Origin of the sequence: Secundilactobacillus oryzae JCM 18671, assembly GCF_000740055.1 — a bacterium.
In the GTDB taxonomy this organism is placed as follows: Bacteria; Bacillota; Bacilli; order Lactobacillales; family Lactobacillaceae; genus Secundilactobacillus; species Secundilactobacillus oryzae.
In genome coordinates this window covers 20,168-37,306 of record NZ_BBJM01000022.1, presented here as the reverse complement: position 1 = coordinate 37,306, position 17,139 = coordinate 20,168, and the positions used below count along the sequence as shown (strand labels likewise).

General features: G+C 38.7%; 16 protein-coding genes. 1 reads left to right on the top strand and 15 read right to left on the bottom strand.

The window, feature by feature from the left end; genetic code table 11:
* Positions 1-108: 108 nt before the first annotated feature.
* From LOSG293_RS06880 to LOSG293_RS06815, 12 genes are all read right to left on the bottom strand, one after another.
* Entirely contained in the window at positions 109-750 is a 642-nt protein-coding gene (locus LOSG293_RS06880; RefSeq protein ID WP_034528500.1) for an ABC-2 transporter permease, read from the bottom strand.
* A complete protein-coding gene (locus tag LOSG293_RS06875) occupies positions 740-1,450 on the bottom strand; it encodes an ABC transporter ATP-binding protein (RefSeq protein ID WP_034528498.1) in 711 nt (236 codons plus the stop codon). The genes LOSG293_RS06880 and LOSG293_RS06875 overlap by 11 nt, the downstream gene beginning before the upstream one ends.
* Positions 1,447-1,905, bottom strand: coding sequence for a helix-turn-helix transcriptional regulator (locus LOSG293_RS06870; protein ID WP_034528496.1), 459 nt, complete (start codon positions 1,903-1,905; stop codon positions 1,447-1,449). Before LOSG293_RS06870 ends, LOSG293_RS06875 begins: the two co-directional genes overlap by 4 nt.
* A gap of 231 nt (positions 1,906-2,136) precedes the next feature.
* On the bottom strand, positions 2,137-2,898 hold the full coding sequence (locus LOSG293_RS06865; RefSeq protein WP_152551117.1) for an arginase family protein: 762 nt from the start codon (positions 2,896-2,898) through the stop codon (positions 2,137-2,139).
* 330 nt (positions 2,899-3,228) lie between these two features.
* Positions 3,229-4,329 carry a replication initiator protein A gene (locus LOSG293_RS06855; protein ID WP_034528494.1) on the bottom strand — a complete coding sequence of 367 codons (1,101 nt, stop codon included), beginning with the start codon at positions 4,327-4,329 and terminating at the stop codon, positions 3,229-3,231.
* A gap of 602 nt (positions 4,330-4,931) precedes the next feature.
* Positions 4,932-5,180 carry a ribbon-helix-helix domain-containing protein gene (locus LOSG293_RS06850; RefSeq protein WP_002825834.1) on the bottom strand — a complete coding sequence of 83 codons (249 nt, stop codon included), beginning with the start codon at positions 5,178-5,180 and terminating at the stop codon, positions 4,932-4,934.
* 13 nt (positions 5,181-5,193) lie between these two features.
* Positions 5,194-6,000: a ParA family protein gene (locus tag LOSG293_RS06845; RefSeq protein ID WP_010010267.1), complete on the bottom strand. Its 807-nt coding sequence runs from the start codon at positions 5,998-6,000 to the stop codon at positions 5,194-5,196.
* A 96-nt stretch (positions 6,001-6,096) separates the two neighbouring features.
* Complete coding sequence (locus tag LOSG293_RS06840) at positions 6,097-6,690, bottom strand: recombinase family protein (RefSeq protein ID WP_034528490.1); 594 nt, start codon at positions 6,688-6,690, stop codon at positions 6,097-6,099.
* Between the two features lie 100 nt (positions 6,691-6,790).
* Positions 6,791-6,952, bottom strand: coding sequence for an ASCH domain-containing protein (locus LOSG293_RS06835; protein ID WP_081919925.1), 162 nt, complete (start codon positions 6,950-6,952; stop codon positions 6,791-6,793).
* Positions 6,953-7,564: 612 nt separating this feature from the next.
* Positions 7,565-8,245 carry a TIR domain-containing protein gene (locus LOSG293_RS06825; protein ID WP_034528486.1) on the bottom strand — a complete coding sequence of 227 codons (681 nt, stop codon included), beginning with the start codon at positions 8,243-8,245 and terminating at the stop codon, positions 7,565-7,567.
* 10 nt (positions 8,246-8,255) lie between these two features.
* A complete protein-coding gene (locus LOSG293_RS06820) occupies positions 8,256-10,877 on the bottom strand; it encodes a DEAD/DEAH box helicase family protein (RefSeq protein ID WP_034528484.1) in 2,622 nt (873 codons plus the stop codon).
* A 4-nt stretch (positions 10,878-10,881) separates the two neighbouring features.
* Entirely contained in the window at positions 10,882-12,834 is a 1,953-nt protein-coding gene (locus LOSG293_RS06815; RefSeq protein ID WP_034528504.1) for a site-specific DNA-methyltransferase, read from the bottom strand.
* A 456-nt stretch (positions 12,835-13,290) separates the two neighbouring features.
* Between LOSG293_RS06815 and LOSG293_RS10295 the strand changes: the two genes are divergently transcribed.
* The gene (locus tag LOSG293_RS10295; protein ID WP_072672334.1) at positions 13,291-13,380 is read left to right on the top strand and encodes a putative holin-like toxin; all 90 of its coding nucleotides are present in this window, start codon (positions 13,291-13,293) and stop codon (positions 13,378-13,380) included.
* A gap of 155 nt (positions 13,381-13,535) precedes the next feature.
* Here the strand turns inward: LOSG293_RS10295 and LOSG293_RS06805 are convergent, their stop codons facing one another.
* The 3 genes from LOSG293_RS06805 to LOSG293_RS06795 form a co-directional block, all read right to left on the bottom strand.
* Complete coding sequence (locus LOSG293_RS06805) at positions 13,536-14,660, bottom strand: ArdC-like ssDNA-binding domain-containing protein (RefSeq protein ID WP_034528480.1); 1,125 nt, start codon at positions 14,658-14,660, stop codon at positions 13,536-13,538.
* 3 nt (positions 14,661-14,663) lie between these two features.
* A complete protein-coding gene (locus tag LOSG293_RS06800) occupies positions 14,664-14,879 on the bottom strand; it encodes a hypothetical protein (protein WP_034528478.1) in 216 nt (71 codons plus the stop codon).
* A gap of 122 nt (positions 14,880-15,001) precedes the next feature.
* Entirely contained in the window at positions 15,002-17,137 is a 2,136-nt protein-coding gene (locus LOSG293_RS06795; protein ID WP_034528476.1) for a type IA DNA topoisomerase, read from the bottom strand.
* Positions 17,138-17,139: the final 2 nt, after the last annotated feature.

Below are 17,139 nucleotides of genomic sequence, written 5' to 3'. Positions count from 1 at the left end.
GTCGTGGACGAATTAGAAGCATTGTTAGCTGCATAACCTTCAACATAGGATCAATAGCTGGTTAGATGGTCATCTCTCACACTGTTTGCACCAGATCCCTTTAAACAATCAAAGATCGACCTTTGAAAAATATGATTGGCATCGATGTAGACTCCACCCTGTGGCCACGCCATAAATCAATATGGCGACCATCAACCACGGCACTTGTTGCCATTGCGTCACACCTGTCGCAGCCAACCAATATAGCCCTGGAAAGTGCGGTAAAGCTTCTGTGACGAGTGCCAAAACTAGCAAGATCGGCATACTAAGCAAATAGGCATGCCCCACCCGTCTTGGCGCTTTGAAAAACGCTGGCATGAAGGTGAGATTAAACCCTGCGGCAAACAGAAAACCGACGGCTAACAACATCACGTTGGCATTTAACCCCACTGGATTTTGGTGATATGGCAAGAGCTGCCGTACCACGATGAAAATCGTGGTCACAACTAAACTAATGATTTGTGCCGAGCCAACAAGCAAGAACTTTCCCAAAACCAGTTGATTTCGAGATACTGGCAAATTCGCCGTGTAAGTGAGATCCCCAGTTTCTCGATTGTATGTAAACGAGATAAAGACGCCGATAGTCAAAAATAGCCAGATCATTGACAGTGGGTAGGCTGGTACTAATACCAACGGTCCCATCAACATGAAGATGATCAAATTCGGGTGTGCGCCAAGGCGCCACTCTTTGATCAATAAGTTAAGCGACATCGTTTTCCTCCATTGCCAACAACATCTCAGTCAACGTTGGTGTTGCGGGCGTCTGATGAGTTGCGATAAACTCCGCAAGAGACATTTGGGCTTGTAAGGTGCCGTGGCTTAGTACCAACAACTCATCTGCGCATTGTTCCAAGTCATCGACTAAATGCGTCGCCAGCAAAATCGTCACCCCTTCATCAGCCAATCGACGGAGTTGTTTTTGTAAGTCGCGGTGCGCTACCAGATCAAGTCCTGCCGTGGGTTCATCCAAAACCAACAGTTCCGCTTGATGAGCAAACGCCACTGCCAGTTGATATTTGACCTTCATACCAGTGGAAAGTTCACGCGGCTTTTTGCTTAAATCAAGTGAAAATCGGGAACACAAATCGTCAAAGCGTTGTTGATTCCAATTTGAGTAGAATCGCTTGGTCACTACAGTCAAAGTCGACAATCGCTTATCCATATATGTATCAATGCCGCCAAGGACAACGCCGATCCGTGATTTCATCTCAACAAGTGGTTGATCAAAGGCCTCTACCTCCCCGCTATCGGCAATGACCAACCCTAAAATCGATTTAAGGAGTGTCGATTTACCTGCCCCATTTGACCCAATCAAGCCATAGATCTTGCCCGCTTCTAAATTGAAGCTGACTGGATCTAAAGTAAATCGTGAATAAGACTTAGTAAGATGATCCACTGTCAGTACACTCATGAGTCTTGGTCCTCAAATAAACGATTAAATGCCGGGCCGGTTTGCGCCATAAACTGGCTGGCATCGATCATTGCCAGTCCGACCGTTCCTGGATTGGTGTCCCCTAGCAGCACTAATTTTGTGCCTATTTGATACTTCATCGTCTTCATAGCCGCATCAGGAATCGCGATTGTATTACCATTACCAACGGACACAACGCCAAATAGGTGCTTGCCCGCCGGTCCAATAGGAATACCGGTAGCGCTGGCGTCATACGTCACCAAGTCGTTGAGATCAACGTCGTACAGCTTCGATAAGGCGACACACTTCAATAGGTCTGGCAAGCTGTCTCCATTTTCCCATTTGGCATAAGCTTGCCGAGTGACATGTAATTGTTCCGCAACTGCTTCTTGAGACCACTTTTTGCTTTGACGCAAGCTGCGAATGTTTGTGGCAATAATTTGTTTTTCATCCATGACCAAATCCTCCAATGAGCAATAGTATACGCGCGTTTTTAGCTCAAAAGTAGCAAGCAAATGCAACTGAAAATGCAACTAGCAGTTGCTCCAGACGCTCTTTCAAGAGAAAAACTCACGATGAATCCAGCTAACGCACAAAAAGCTCACCAAGAACTGTCCTGGTGAGCCAATATCATCACTGATCTACTTGAAAGAACATGTCATTGTAGACATTTAAGACAAGCCGTTTTATTCACTAAAAATTTTCAGTTTACTTAGGCCTTTCCGTAACCGGATCGCGTCCCAAGGCATATGTTCAGCAATCGTCAAGCCCACCAGATCAGCATCAGTGCCAACATCAGTTAACAACTTGATCACTTGATCTAAAGTCATTGACCCAATGGCTGCACCAAATTGACTCCGGTCAAGATATGGTTCTGCCGGTAAAATTGACTTGAAATCATCTGGATCAAGAACATCCAGATCCCAGTGCACGGCAACATGCTTGATACCATTTTGGGCCATCCAGCTTTTGATTGGCGAGCCGTTTTCTAACTGTTCTGGTGTTGCAACTGCGATGCCTAAGTCTTTAACTAAGCGGTCCATTGGACGCAAATCAGCTTCGATCAAGCCAGCAAAAAATACTTGATTGGGTTGCAATGGATGTTCAATATCTTGATCAAATCCTGAGCCACTCACCTTCAACAAATTCGATACGACCATTTCATGAAAATGGTGACTGTCTTTGACTGTCGAGATATCTGGATGAGCGTCTAACCAGATCACGCCAAAATCATCGGGGTATCGACCATGCAAATAATCAAATGGCACTGCCGATACCGCACAATCACCGCCTAAAGTGATGACCCGATTTGGCTGAACGTTTGCTAACGCCGCACGAACTTGCGTATGTTGATCTAAAAGCGCTTGATCCCCATCAACCATACCAGTAGATTCAGCAGTTTGACTGACCGGTACTAAAAATTTAGTCCAGCTATCCTGCGTAGGCACAATTGTACGCAGGATCTCGTTACCGATCTGATAATTCGGGTTCTCAGTCGTGGACGAATTAGAAGCATTGTTAGCTGCATAACCTTCAACATAGGATCAATAGCTGGTTAGATGGTCATCTCTCACACTGTTTGCACCAGATCCCTTTTTAGTTTTAAGCACGCTCATCGTTAGGGTGTTTGGCCGCATATTCTCTAGCCGCCTGTTTATTCCACCAAGCGCCAATTCAGCCACTCAAGGTGTCTATTTTTGCTTCTAAGCGATTTTAAAGCGATTTTAATAAATTATGCATGTAACACTTAAAACGGCTTAAATGAGCTTATACGGCGTTTAATTCCAATAAGGCTCATTGTCAGTGTTCTGTTCTTCGGGGTGTTTGGCCGCATATTCTCTAGCCGCTTGTTTATTCCACCAAACGCCAAATAGGTTTTGCATGGTGCCGTACAAGTAGTTTTCCACGTTCTTGATGTGCTTCTCATTGCTTCTAAGGGCGTTAAAGTAGCGTCTCAAGGCTTTAGTCATCAAAGGCTTCAGTTCCTCATCATCAAGTGGAATTATGACGCCAATGTCCTGATGATCCTTTTCAACTCGATATTTAGCATTCAAGATGATACCAATAAACCGGCGCATTTGTTGCGGGGTACGGCACCAAAAACTAAGTAGTTGCACAGCTTCGGGTTCTAAGAAAACCGGTAAGCCACTGTCTTCATCAGTTAAGAAGTCATTAGCATGGGTCACCAAATCTCGGTTTTGGGTTTCTAGTTCTGCTGGTGAAAAATGGGCTGTGGAAAAGTCCAACTTTTGAGTATCTATATTGTATCTATTAGTATCTAAATTATTAGTATAGTCTAGATCTTGTCTCTTTTTGAGAAGTCCGCTTGTACCAAGGGATTCAGACGTATCAGAAACGGTATCATGCGGGTTTCTCTTTTTGAGAAGTCCGCTTGTACCAAGGGGTTCAACGGTATCATGCGGGTTTCTCTTTTTGAGAAGTCCGCTTGTACCAAGGGGTTCAGGCGATTTTAATGGCTCTCGCTTAATATAAACGTCTTTTGCTGTTACTTCCAAATCTGCCAAATATAATCTATTTGGTTCGTTTTTGCCTGATCTTGGATTAAACCCCATATGTTTTTGATACAAAAGGTTCGCGTCCATTAATTCGTGTTTAATCTTATTGATTTTATTATTTGACCAGTTTCGTAAATCTTTTAGTTCATTGTTTGTGTATATGAAATATACGTTGTTATTTTCGTCAACCCAATTATTGCTTAGTGAGTAACTTAGACGATCGCGTAACACCGAATAAAGTAAAATGGCACTATCGCTAAGATCCTTATATTTTTCCCCTTGGAGTAAGATCTGCGGCAAAGCGTAAAACTTTACTTCATAGGCCCTTTTAGCATTTGTAAAGTTGAAGTTTGATTGATCCATAATAAAAGCTCCCTTTCTTAACTGACACACGTCGTCTTAAAGAGAGTTGCTAAAACATCTGACTTGTTTTAAAATACAAATCTGATATGCTTTAACTGAATTACAAAGCGAACATTGGACGTGATCGGCTTTGTAAATTCACCGGCATGTGTCTATTCTGGGTTGCCCATACGGCAACTTTTTTTAATTTCTAACAACAAAAATGGACTAAATAGCATTGGTTAGCCACTTAGCCCATTGGATTCAATTTGTTTTTAACTATCCTTCACTTGTCCCATAGGACTGGTTTGCGGTATAATTAACCTACAAATTAAGAACAATGTTCAGACGATTTTAACTTGGCGGTCTAAATCGTCTGAATCTAAGTAGCTCGCTATTAGCTACTTGCTAAACCTAAAATCCCCGATTCCTCGTGAATCGGGGATTTTTCTGTTTAGCTTGATCTATTTATTCGGTTGTTAAATTAATCTTAGTCTAGCATAGCGCTTACCTACAGGCAACCGTATTTGGTTTAGTGCACTTTACTAGTTTTTACCTAATCACAAATTAATCAAGCGAACAAATTGCGTATTTACTTGTTTGATTAATTATTTATTTAACTGCTAAATTGCATCTATGATTGAAGCTAAGAATTCTGAACGATTTTTAAATCCGTTTTTTCGGGCAGCCGTATCCATTTTTTTAAGTTGACTTTCAGTAATTGAGAAGGTCACAGATCGCTTACGCTCTACTTCCTTTCGGCTGATATTTTTCAAAAATGCGACTGCATCTTTCTTGTTGTCTTTCAATGTAGTTTCGTAACTTTCTCTCATTTCTTCGTCTTTTTTATGGTTGAATGAATCTAAACTCATAATCTAACTCTCCTTACTTGGTTTTATTTGCTAATTCTTGAAAAAGATGATCGGCGTGTTCTATGAACTTTTGATTTTGCTTTAAAATGGATTCATCATGATTGGCTAATTCAAATATTGAAGCGTGCCTTGCAGTAGCTTTATTAAAGAGCTCTCTTTCAGGAATTATAGTTGCGACTGTTTCATCGCCTTCTATGTGTTTTAGCAAATCGCGAGACATGCTTGTATTATGTCTAATCATATTACCGATAAAGAAAAGCTTTGCGTCAACGTAAGTTTCGCCAGTTCGATAGTCAAAAAGTGATTTTCTGAATTTTTCGAGTCGTGTTTCTAGGTCAAACTTGGCATTGTAGCCATGTTCACTGGGTGTAATGGGACTAAGCAGGTAATTACTGATAGCAATAGCGTTTTTAGTGATGGTGCTAAAATCTGGGTGCGTATCAATTAAGATATAGTCATAGTCGGTTAAGCTTAATGAATCGGAGTTGTTTTTAAACCACATGAACAACATCATTTCTTTGTTACTGTTATTTTCTAGATAACTTCCTAAAACATCTAGGTCTATAAAACCGGCTATTAAATCTAGATTCGGTCCGACACTGTCAATTTTTACTTTTTGAGCATTGTCATTTTCTTTAAACGCTTCAGCGATGGTATTGTTTCGTCGTGTTTTTTCAAAAACGGTTGTTAAATTGCACTGATGGTCTAAATCTATTAATAGAACCTTCTTACCATGTTTGGCTAACCAATCACCATAATTTAAAGTCAAGGTTGTTTTACCAACACCACCCTTGATAGCAGTAAAAGTAATAATCTTCATCTTGATACCTCCTTCATCTAGCTTAATTATATCATTAGTAGACAAATAAATAAACAAACAATTTATTAAATAATTAAGCTGACAATTAACTCATTTTTAAAGCTCATTTTTAAAGATTCTATATTTTTTGCGATATCTGATAAAGGTCGTCCGTTTAATCCCTGTATTACGGGCAACATCTACATCACTCATGCCTGCCTGATAAAGTTTAAAAGCATGTTGCAAGCGGGGATCGTCTTGGGTGTATTGGGGTTTGCGTCCATGATATTTGCCCTGCTGCTTGGCCAGAGAAATCCCTTGTTGTTGACGCTCAATGATCCGCTTACGCTCACTTTCAGCCTGGTACTTATACAGTTCAATAATGAGATTGGTCATGAGTTGACGTAAATTGGGGTCAGCAATCCCCGTCATGGACGGTAAATTCAACACATCTAGGGTGGCACCCTTATTTTGAATGGAGTTCATGATCTGAGTTAAATCCTGGTTGTTTCTGCCTAAGCGATCTAGTTCAGTGACCAGGACAATATCACCCTCACGAATATAGGCCAGCATTTTTTGCAGTTCTGGCCGATTAGTGTTAGCCCCACTTAATTTATCCGTAAATAATTTATCAACGTCTTTTAAAGCCGCTAACTGTCGATCTAAATGTTGCTCCTTGGAACTCACACGCGCATAACCGATTTTAGCCATTTTCAGTTCTCCTTTTGGACAGTTCTAATGAACATTTGTAATTCCTAGTATAGCACAGAATCAAAAAAGGCCACTAGGGTATACCCTAGTGGCCAGATTCTTACTTATACACGACTTTAAAAGTTTCACAGATACATGGAATTCGATCTGTGAATACTTTTCCAGCCTGATAATATTCCTTTTCAAAAAAATCTTTATGAACCTTTCGCCAATATTCTAAGCTTCGATTTCCTTCACCTTCAAGGTAAGCATGATCGTTTATTTCCTGGTCAAAATCGTGCTAAAAGGTATCGAAAAAATGGCAAATAAAAGAGGTCATTTATACTGTATTTAAGGAAAATAGCCCCCAATATCTACATTATAGATATTGGGGGTTATTCTTTCAACGTTTTCGAGGGGCGATTTGGTAATTATGGACCCTTATCTAGTGAATGAATTTAATAATTATCGCAAGTATAATAATTATAAATATTGGCAGGTAAGACATTAAAAAAATAGGTCTAAACATACAACGCAAAAAAGTTTCTTTTGATTTAATGGGGTTCATTGAAAAATCAATGTTTTCTTCGTCTTTTTTTCTTACAATCTCATATAGACTTCGAAAGCATCGTTCTTCTCTAAGATAAAAAGTATCACTAATCCAAAATATTAGACAAAAAAAGAGACACAATAACAAAATCAAGTAACTCATAGGTTTATTAATATTTGCTAAATAGACGGTTATTAATCCTCCAAGGATAGTTAATGACCACCCCTTTATAAGGAATGAATTAGATGACATACGGTTTATAATATTTTCAATCATTTGAATGTGCAAACGTTTATTTTCACCATTTTTCATGTAAGATATGCTCCAATAAAATGAATTAGAATATTAAACTTCTTTACAAAGATTATATTCATCAATCTTGTCCCTCAAGGAAATTGATCGATCTACATAACTATCGATGTTTGATATAAAATCTTCCCACTCAACCGTAATAATATATGAACATTCCCCAAAATAAACAGTTCTCCCATCTATTTCTTCTGTAATAGGACTTTTTTGATTAAACATATTTTTCCTTATTATTTGAAAAGTATTATCTGTGTGTATTGTTCTTACTGTTTTTTCTTTTTGATCATCTTTGTCCTTGTAAGTCCAACTTGTAATGAAATATTCATAACTGTTAAATCTATCAGGAAGAACAACCGCAATGATAGCGTTCGGCAAACTTCTACTATTTGCTTTTGTTTGTGTGCGTAAAGAATATGCAACTTCCCAGGGAATCCACTGATCTTTTTCTAAATTATATTTTTCGACCATATTGGGGGAAATTAAAACTAAAGTAACTGATGAATCCCATATCTTATCCTTTAATTTTGTACGTATGGTTTCATCTTTAAATGCACTTAGGTCTTCGTCATCATTTTCAGCTTTATTTAGATCATCACCACTAAATTTGTTATCTTGAAGATAATCAACATAATCTCTTGCAGTTCCTTTGCTGTACCCTTCTAGAGGTGAAACGTCACTATCTTTGTATTTATATGAAACAAATACTTTATGTCCCATGATCATCCTCCTATTTATTTAATATTTTCAATTCAGTCATTTCTTGCTCAATATTTCTGCCATCATTATAAGTAAAGAATTTAACACCATAAAGCTTAACTTGATCATTCTCACCAACAAGTTCAATATTTTCAGGACGAATACTTTCTAAGAGTTCTTGTTTCCACTGATCCTGATCAAGCAATTGGGGTCCCTTAGGCTCAATATAAATTTGATAACAAAAATCTTTATTCTGTAAATAGAGGATAAAATCAGGCATGAAACCGGCATAATGAGTTGTCTGACCTTTAAATTGATGTAGCTTGAAATTAGTATTGCGTTCATCATTTCTAAATAAATAAATTTGACTATATTTTTGACTTAATCGGTCAACAAACGCGCCGATTAAGTCAACTAAAGACTTCTCCAGCTTATCAACAATGGCTTCTTCAAAAACAAACCAAGGTTTATTTTTCATTGAGTAGGGTAAGATCATTTCACTGACTGATTTATTAAAATGTTTGGCAACTTTCTTTTGGTAGTCTCTAATCAAGGATTTTATAGGAACTGGAATAAAGCGCTTGGTACCGCGTTGTCTTTGATAGTTATTAATAATCTGTTTTTGAACAAAAGTTAAATATTGTTCAACTGCTTTAAGTTGCTGCTTACGATTTAAGGCTGGTGAACCATTGCTGACACGAGCATACAAACGAATATTTCCCAACCAATTATCAGCTGTCATAAATTCATTTAAAGAATTCAAAGTAGGAATATATTGCTTCAGAGAGTTAAACCGATAGAACTTATTACGTGAGAAGGCTTTTTTAACTAAGATTACGGCATCTCGAAACTTAAACAAAAATCTAGTTTCTGTTAAAGGATCTTTCTCAATAGCAACAGCATTATAATTTGTTTCCCAAGTGCTCTCTACCAAATTGACTTCAGCCATTGTGGTGGTATTAACCCCATAACGGTCAAGACAATTAAATTCTTTATCTGGTACAGGTTCAACTTCGTTGTAGTAAAGATTACCTTGTTGATAAACTTTAGAGTTTTTAAAGGCCCGTTTAACATTAGTTTCAAAAACATCAAAATCACTATCATCTTCAACGGGTAGGTCCATCTTATCAAGTGACTTCTTAAGGTTATCTAGGTACTTAGGATCATTGATAGTGTGGTAATAAAGACTCTCTAATAACTGATATTTAGGATTCTGGTTGTCAAAACGACGTGTATAAGAGTTTTCGCCTTGATAAACAAAAGGATTATAGCGTGCTCCTCGACCAATCAACTGAGCTTCACTGTTTGTTTGGTTCAAGGTAGTGGATTGTTCACCAATCCGCACAATATCATAAAGGTTTAAAACGTCCCAGCCCTCACTTAACTTAGCGACGGCAAAAATAACCCGAAAGGGATTATCAGAACTTTCCAAGGTATTTAGATTATACAAGTCATTTAAATCGCCTAAAATTCCTTCTTTGGCACTATCGTTAACATTAATAGTATTCATAGCCTGAAAGTCACGTTTTAATTCAACAATTGCAGTACCCAAATCTTGCGATAACCAGTAATCATAAGCTTGTTTCAATGCTTGACTATGGCTAGTGTTTTGTTGATGTTTAAGAAAATCGGTTAGGTCCGTTATATTCAACTGTGAGATCATGCTTAAAAAAGTTTCTCTGGCATCTTTAGAAACCGCAATTTTATTAGATTTAAACAAGATTACTGGTTTAAAATCAGGTATTTTTAAGTCGTTGGCAATTCGCTTACGATACTGGCTAAGTAAAACAGCATTCAGCATTTTGTTCTCATCGTCGTTATTTGCTTGTAATCGATATACCCGTTTAGAATATCCTTGGTGAATAAAACGGCTTAAATCGTATCTATAAACAATCTTTTGACGATATTTTTGATAAATCGCTTCATTTTGCAAATCTAGAGTTGCAGTAAACTCAAATTGACGATTATGTTGATTAGCTTGACGAATACGATCCAGGACATATTCCCACGAACGTTCCTTTTTATCCTCTTTACTTTTAGTACCAGCGCTAAAATGATGAGCCTCGTCGGCTAAAACAACTAGTTTATGAGCCTTAAAATCATCATAAGTGAGGCTGTTTTCTTTGGTTTCACTTAACTCATTGGTCAAGGCTTGAATAGTTGCTAATCTTAAATAGATCACACCATCTTCTGGTGTACTAGGAAACCGAGTTACTGAGCGAAGCTCGATTCTTTGACCATGGATAGTCAAAGGTTGGGAAAAAAGATATTTAGGTGAAGCAGTATTTAATAAATTGTCATAAGTCTTAGCCACCACAGCATTTGTATTTACCACAAAAAGAAAGTTATGATAAGTAAATTCAGTATACAAATACAAGATCAGGGCAGCTAAAACGTCTGTTTTACCACTACCAGTGGCCATATTAAAAAGTAATTGATTATATTGGTAATCAGCTAATGGCTGTCGCTGTGTCCAGTCTAGATTAACTAAAGCTTGATTTTGGTAAGGTCGTAATTGGTGCTTTAAATTACCTTTAATATATTCTGGGATAATAAAGGGCTTTTCATTACTAAGAAGATCAATCTTACGTTTGTTTTCCAATAAATCGACCAGTGGGAGTTCAATTTTGCGCATAACTTTTTTTTTAGCCATTAGTTTAGTCCCTCTTTCCATAGAAGCTTTGATTAAATTGATAATCCTTATCGGAAATCAGGTCACGAACATCGGCATCATCGATATTATTGAAGTTGTAGTAAAGTTGATTCTTATCCAATAATTTAACTAATAACTGCTTTTGTTCTTCAAAAGGCAAAGCTTTACGTTCTGCATCATTTTCATATTTATCAAGATCCACTCGAAAGTCGAAATCTGCTCCCACTTTCATGCGTTTATATACAGCATCTAATTCATTTATATCTTTAGCCGCTAGCAGATCTTTTAAGTAGCCTTGATTCTTTTCCATCAACTCTGCATAAACAAAAGAGCCACCACCATGCCAGTCAACATCTTTAGAAATACCACCTTGTTCTCCCGCGATAACTTTTTGGAGACGTGGGACTGAAACAGTATTAATATAATCCATCTGTTCGATACCAATAAATCGCCGATGCATCTTCATGGCTACCGCTTGGGTAGTTGCAGAGCCCATATGAAAATCTAATACAGTATCACCAGTATTTGAGCCTATCTCAATAATTGTCTTGAGTAAGTTTTCTGGTTTTGGAAAGCTGAATACCTTACCATCAAATAATTTTTGAAGTTCCTCCGTACCACGACGATTGGAATACTTAGCATCTTGGAGAATAGTCCGCGGAATTTGTTTTTTAGGTCGCATTTTTTGGGCAATTCTAAACGATCCATCTGATTTCTGTTGACCAACTAGCTCGGTTTCACCAAGTTCTTGTCCCTTATTTCTTCCCCAACGCCAAACAAACTGAGTATCATCCGTTTTAGATTTCGGTGGAAATACTTCAATTGTATGTAAAGTATCTTTCTTAACTGAAACAGACCTATAACCCTTTTCATCTTCGCGTTCTGAAATATAAAATGGATAGTAAAGATTTGGGCGATTATCTTTACTAAATGCTGAATTACTGTTAAATAATGGGTGCAAGTAGAACTTACTAATTTCATCCTGCAGTTTAAACTTATCTTCAGAAACATCCAAAGTATTAGTTTTTACCATATCAATATTTTTCGCGTACACGTGAATATAGTCATGTGTTTGTGCAAAAGATCCGTAATCTCGACCATTAGGTGTAGAAACATTTATCATGGTTCCTAGATACGAGTTTTCGAACACCTCATCCATTAGTACTTTCAACTCAGCAAACTCATTACGATCAATGCTAACAAATATTACACCATCGTCCGTCAGTAGTTCCTTGGACACTTCAAGTCTATTTTTCATAAACGTCAACCAAGTAGATTCATTGAATTTGTCATTGTATGCAAACGAATCGGACCCAGTGTTATATGGTGGGTCTATATATATCATGTTTATTTTATTGGAGTACTTTTTCTTTAAACTATACAAGGCAATCAAATTATTCCCCTTAATAATTAAATTATCTTGATCAGAATAACTAGATGCGTTATGTTCACCGTTTTGATCATACTTTTTAGCATTAACAAATATTTTAGGCTCTAATATCTCATCAATTTCAGGTTTAGCAATGATTTCGTTTAAAAATGGTTCATCAGCAGATTCATCTTTATCCAGATCTTCTTTAGTCATACCAGCTTTTAAAACAGTATCTTTAAAGGGAAAATCCAAAACAACATCAGCAGATTCATCAATAAATTTTCCATTAGCTGTTAAACCAATTTTATTTGTATATTTTGTATAACTGTCTTCCCAAAATTCTTTATATTCAAACATTTCAACGAACTGGCTAAGTTTAAATACTTCGTTGTCAGCAATTTTTTCTACATAATTTTTATGTATTAAAGGATCTTTAAATAGTTTTGTCATCAGTACATGGTCGAATTTATCCAAGTCATTAATTACATTATTTCGTTTCAGAGAACCCTTACTAGTTAAATACTTGTTTCCAAACTCTCCTAAAATACTTTTGACTTGAGACATTATCTTAGGTTCTATTTGCATATCTATTCTCCTGTTAATGAATTTTCTTTTTCTTGAGTAACTGCTGTACTTGATAATTTCTTTGTAGTAATACATTACAACAAATTTTTGTGTAAACAGTCTTTGCCAACTGTTAGCACCATCGACTAGAACATCGCGAAGATCATTGGCATATAAGGCAATCATCGCACTGGCCCCGTCCCGATCAAAAACATTGGCTCGGGTAATATAAACGGCTTGTGGAAACCCGTTTATATCAACGGCTAGATGGCGCTTAATTCCCGATATTTTCTCTTACCAGTATCATAACCTTTATTTTCAGCAGTTGCAGTATTTTTACCGCTTTGACCAAGCACAATACTTAATTCACCTGTATAATAGATTACGCAGGAAGTTTTAAGGGCGGTGGCTGTCTTTTCCCTTGCGAGGTGAGGCCCATGGGAACATGGAATAATCTTCAGGAAGGTTTCACAGTCAATGAGCGTCTTCCAGACTCTCTCGTTGATGTTGCTGTTTGCAATGTTTATTTTAGCGTTGCTAACATACATCGACAAAAGGAACAAATAAAAAAGCCGCCCCGATTATAACTTTGGCGAGTTACGGGACGACAGTATCGTTTAGTTAACTAATGCCACCGCCTTTGAAGCGGCTTGCATGGGAAGTCTTGTTAGCGCAGGGCTTCCTTTTTCTGTCTCCATTATAGCATGCCCTTTAAAAACTGGCTAACGTTTCAGACTTTGATCAGATTCAGGATCAGGTTGTTTGATTCCCGGATTCTGTTCAGCAAATGCTTGTAGCTGCTTTTGCGTTCGCTTACTGATTTCCTGGTGTACATCATTTAACTTGTTCTTTAGTTCTGATTTTTTCTGAGGATTAGTCGCTTGCTGAACTTGTTGTTGCAAGCTTTGATAGGACTTATTAAGATCCTGGGCTGATAGCTTTTTTAAATCATGCTCAGGTTCTTTTTGTGCTTCTTGTAAGCCTAATTGTTTGGTTAACCCGTCACTAAGCTCAATCACTTTGTTGCTAACTTGCTGGATTTCACTTAAAGCACTATGGATCACGGCTTTATCTTTGGCCCAGGTAGCTACATACCCGAGGGAGTAGTTACTGGTATCAACCCCAATGTTTTGCATGGCAACATATGCGACCGCTTCGGCTTGTGTTTCTTGATAGGCTCGTGGTCGATCTTTAAAGGCTGATTTTAATCCGTGTAGCTGGCTATGCGCATATTCATGATATAACGTCTTTAATTTTAAGGCTTTGTCGGGCTCATCACCACCAATGACAATTTCATTAGTACTGGGTTGAAAATACCCCTTAGCCCCCTTTAGCTTTGCTAAAGGCACTTCACTGACTTTAAGGTCGGTTTGCTGGTTCAAATAGTCTTTGAACGCGTTATACAAGCTCGTCACGTTCTGATGATCGGCTAAATTTTCTTTGACAAAATCCTTGGCACTTAACACTGGTTCACCGCTAGTTTGTGACACATCAAAGATGGGTAGATAACGATAACCGACAATGGCGCGCTCATCGGTGGTATTAAATCGCTTTTGCTCGGCTGGTGTTAACTTCTTAATAATCGGGGCCGCAATTCGAATGGACTTAGCACCCTTATTAACGGTGCGGTTAAAATCTGTTTGCCATTGCTTAAAACCCGCAACTTGCGTTGCTTGCGGATTTTGCGCATAAATCAAGTCAATGTTTCTGGCGCTATAATGATGAAATTTAGCCAGGGTATTAAGATACTGTTTAAATCGGTCACTATCGGTTAATTTTAGGATTTGTTGTTCGGCTTGGGCGACTAATTGCGCTTTCCAGGCTTTAACGTCTGCTTTACTCGGCATTGTCTACCCCTCCTCATCTTCAAAAATATCATTCAATATAGGGGCTACGTTGATTTGAATCGGGGTCGTGCCATAAAGGGCGATGTAGCCATCAGCTAATTTTTGCCAAGCCACTTGATAATAGGCGCCGTTACCAGTGGTTTCTTTTAAATACTTGTAGGTTCCTTTAGCCTGCAAAACCGGTAATTCACTCCCAATGACTGTTAATTCGTTATCCATATTTATGATCTCCTTTGCGTTGCTAATCTCACCCGTTGTTTAGGTTTACTTTTAGGGTTGTAAAAGTGAACCTAAATGACGGGTTCACCAACCGGAACGTAGTGTAGGGCGGTAGGCAGGTTCTAATCAAAATCAAAACTTAATTTATGGCCGTCAAGCTTTAACTTGGCGTCAAACGACTTTCCTTTTTTGCTCTTGAACCCCTTTAGTTTGCTGGTTTCCCCCTTAGTGATTAAGGCTTTGATCGCAGTTTTACCGAGGGTTTTACTGCTCCATTTCTTGGGTAAGGTAAAGTCTTCGCCTTGCTTAGGCTTCACAATGTAAAACTTCTGTTTATTTAAAACGGTCGCTTGCGGCGTTTCTAAGAATACTTCGGCGGCTTTTTGCGCTTGCTGTTGGTGATTGATTTGTTGCTTAATGGCTGCACTGCCAGTTAATTGCGCGGGGACCTCAGCAATCAACTTTGCCACGAACTTTTTGATTTGGTTCAAAAAGTTATCTGGGGTACGTTCTTCGGTACTGATTTGTTGTAACGCTTGCTCCCATTTCGCTGTCATCTCTGGGCTAGTTAACAAGGGTTCGAGTTCGACCGCTTTACATAAAGTAATCCCTGCTTCACTGACGTGTAACTTGTTCTTTTCAGTGACGAGATAGCCGCGCTTCTTTAACACTTCCAGCACATTGGCCCGGGTTGCACTCGTCCCAATGCCTTGCACGTCTTTGAGAATCGCCTGAGCTTCTTCATCATCAAGCGTTTTACCGGCGGTTTTCATGGCCGTAATCAGGGTACCTTCGGTAAAGGGTACCGGTGGTGTCGTTTCTTTTTGCGGTGTTTGCAGATTTGCTTGGACTTGATCGCCTTGGTGAACGAGCGGTAAGGTTGCTGCTTCTTGCTGGTCGGCTTTGTGATCATCAAATAAAGCTTGCCAGCCTTGCTTAGTTGGCACCTTACCGGTTGCTTTAAAATTGGCGTCACCAACCTGGGTGATAATGGTGGTTTCTTCGTACTCGTACGGATCAGCAAACATCGCTAACGTCGTTCTTAAAACCAAGTCATAGACTTGTTGCTGTAATTTAGGCAAGCTGGCTAGTTTCTCTTTCGTCGGCACGACTTTAGTCATGATAATGGCGTAGTGTTCTTCAACTTTTTTCCCATCAACATAGCGTTTGTTCGGAGTGGTATTGGTTAAAGCGACTGGCTTAGAGACCAAACCCAGATACTTCGTCAGATTAGCCACTAAATAATCAAATTCTTCATCAGTGATATAAGCACAATCCGTTCGGGGATAACTCAGCAACTTGGCTTCATATAAACTTTGAATGGCCGCTAAGGTTTGGCTGGCACTGGCGTGATAACGTTTATTCATGGCACTTTGGAGACTGGATAGTGAGAATAGTTGGGGACTAGCACGCTTTTTGCCTTGTTTTTGGACGTCCTTGATTAAACCGTCCTGCGAGCCTTTATGAACGTGTTTAGCTCGCATGAATGTCATTAGCCCTGCTTCGTCTTTAAATCGCTGATAGGGGTCTAATTTTGCGACGAATTTTTGCTGATTAGCAAGAATTTCAGCATTTAGTTCAAAATAGGGTTCCGGCTTAAAGTTTTTGATTGCCTGGTCTCTTTGATAGACCATATACAAGGTTGGCGTCTGCACGCGACCAATCGAGTACACCCCGCGTACCCCGTTTTGTCTTAATAACAAAGTATATAAGGGACTACCATTCATGCCGATCAACCAATCGCTGATTTGACGAGTTTGAGCTTCTTTATAAGCCAAATAGTCTTTGTGCCAATCACCAAGATTTTTGAAGCCGGTAATAATCGCGTCTTTTTCCAAACTATTCAACCATAGTCGCTTAATGGTCTTCTTTTTAACGTCAATCTGGGCTTGGTTCATGATTGACCAGGCGATATTAGAGCCTTCCCGACCGCTATCGGTGGCAACAATAATGGTATCGGCCTTCGTTAACAGGTCTTTGACGATCCCGTATTGGTCCTTTTTACTAGCTGACACTTCAAACTTGTATTTATCGGGGAAAATCGGTAAATTAGATAAGGCCCATTGCTGGTATTTCTGATCATATTTATCCGGTGTGGCTAGTTCAACTAAGTGTCCGAGACCGTACGTCACAAATGTATTTTCGGGCAAAACAGGGTCACTAACCGTATAGTAACCCTGTTTTTTTGTGCTCTTTTGAAAGGCTTGGACGTATGAACGGGCTTGACTGGGTTTTTCAGCTAAGATAACAGTGGTCATGT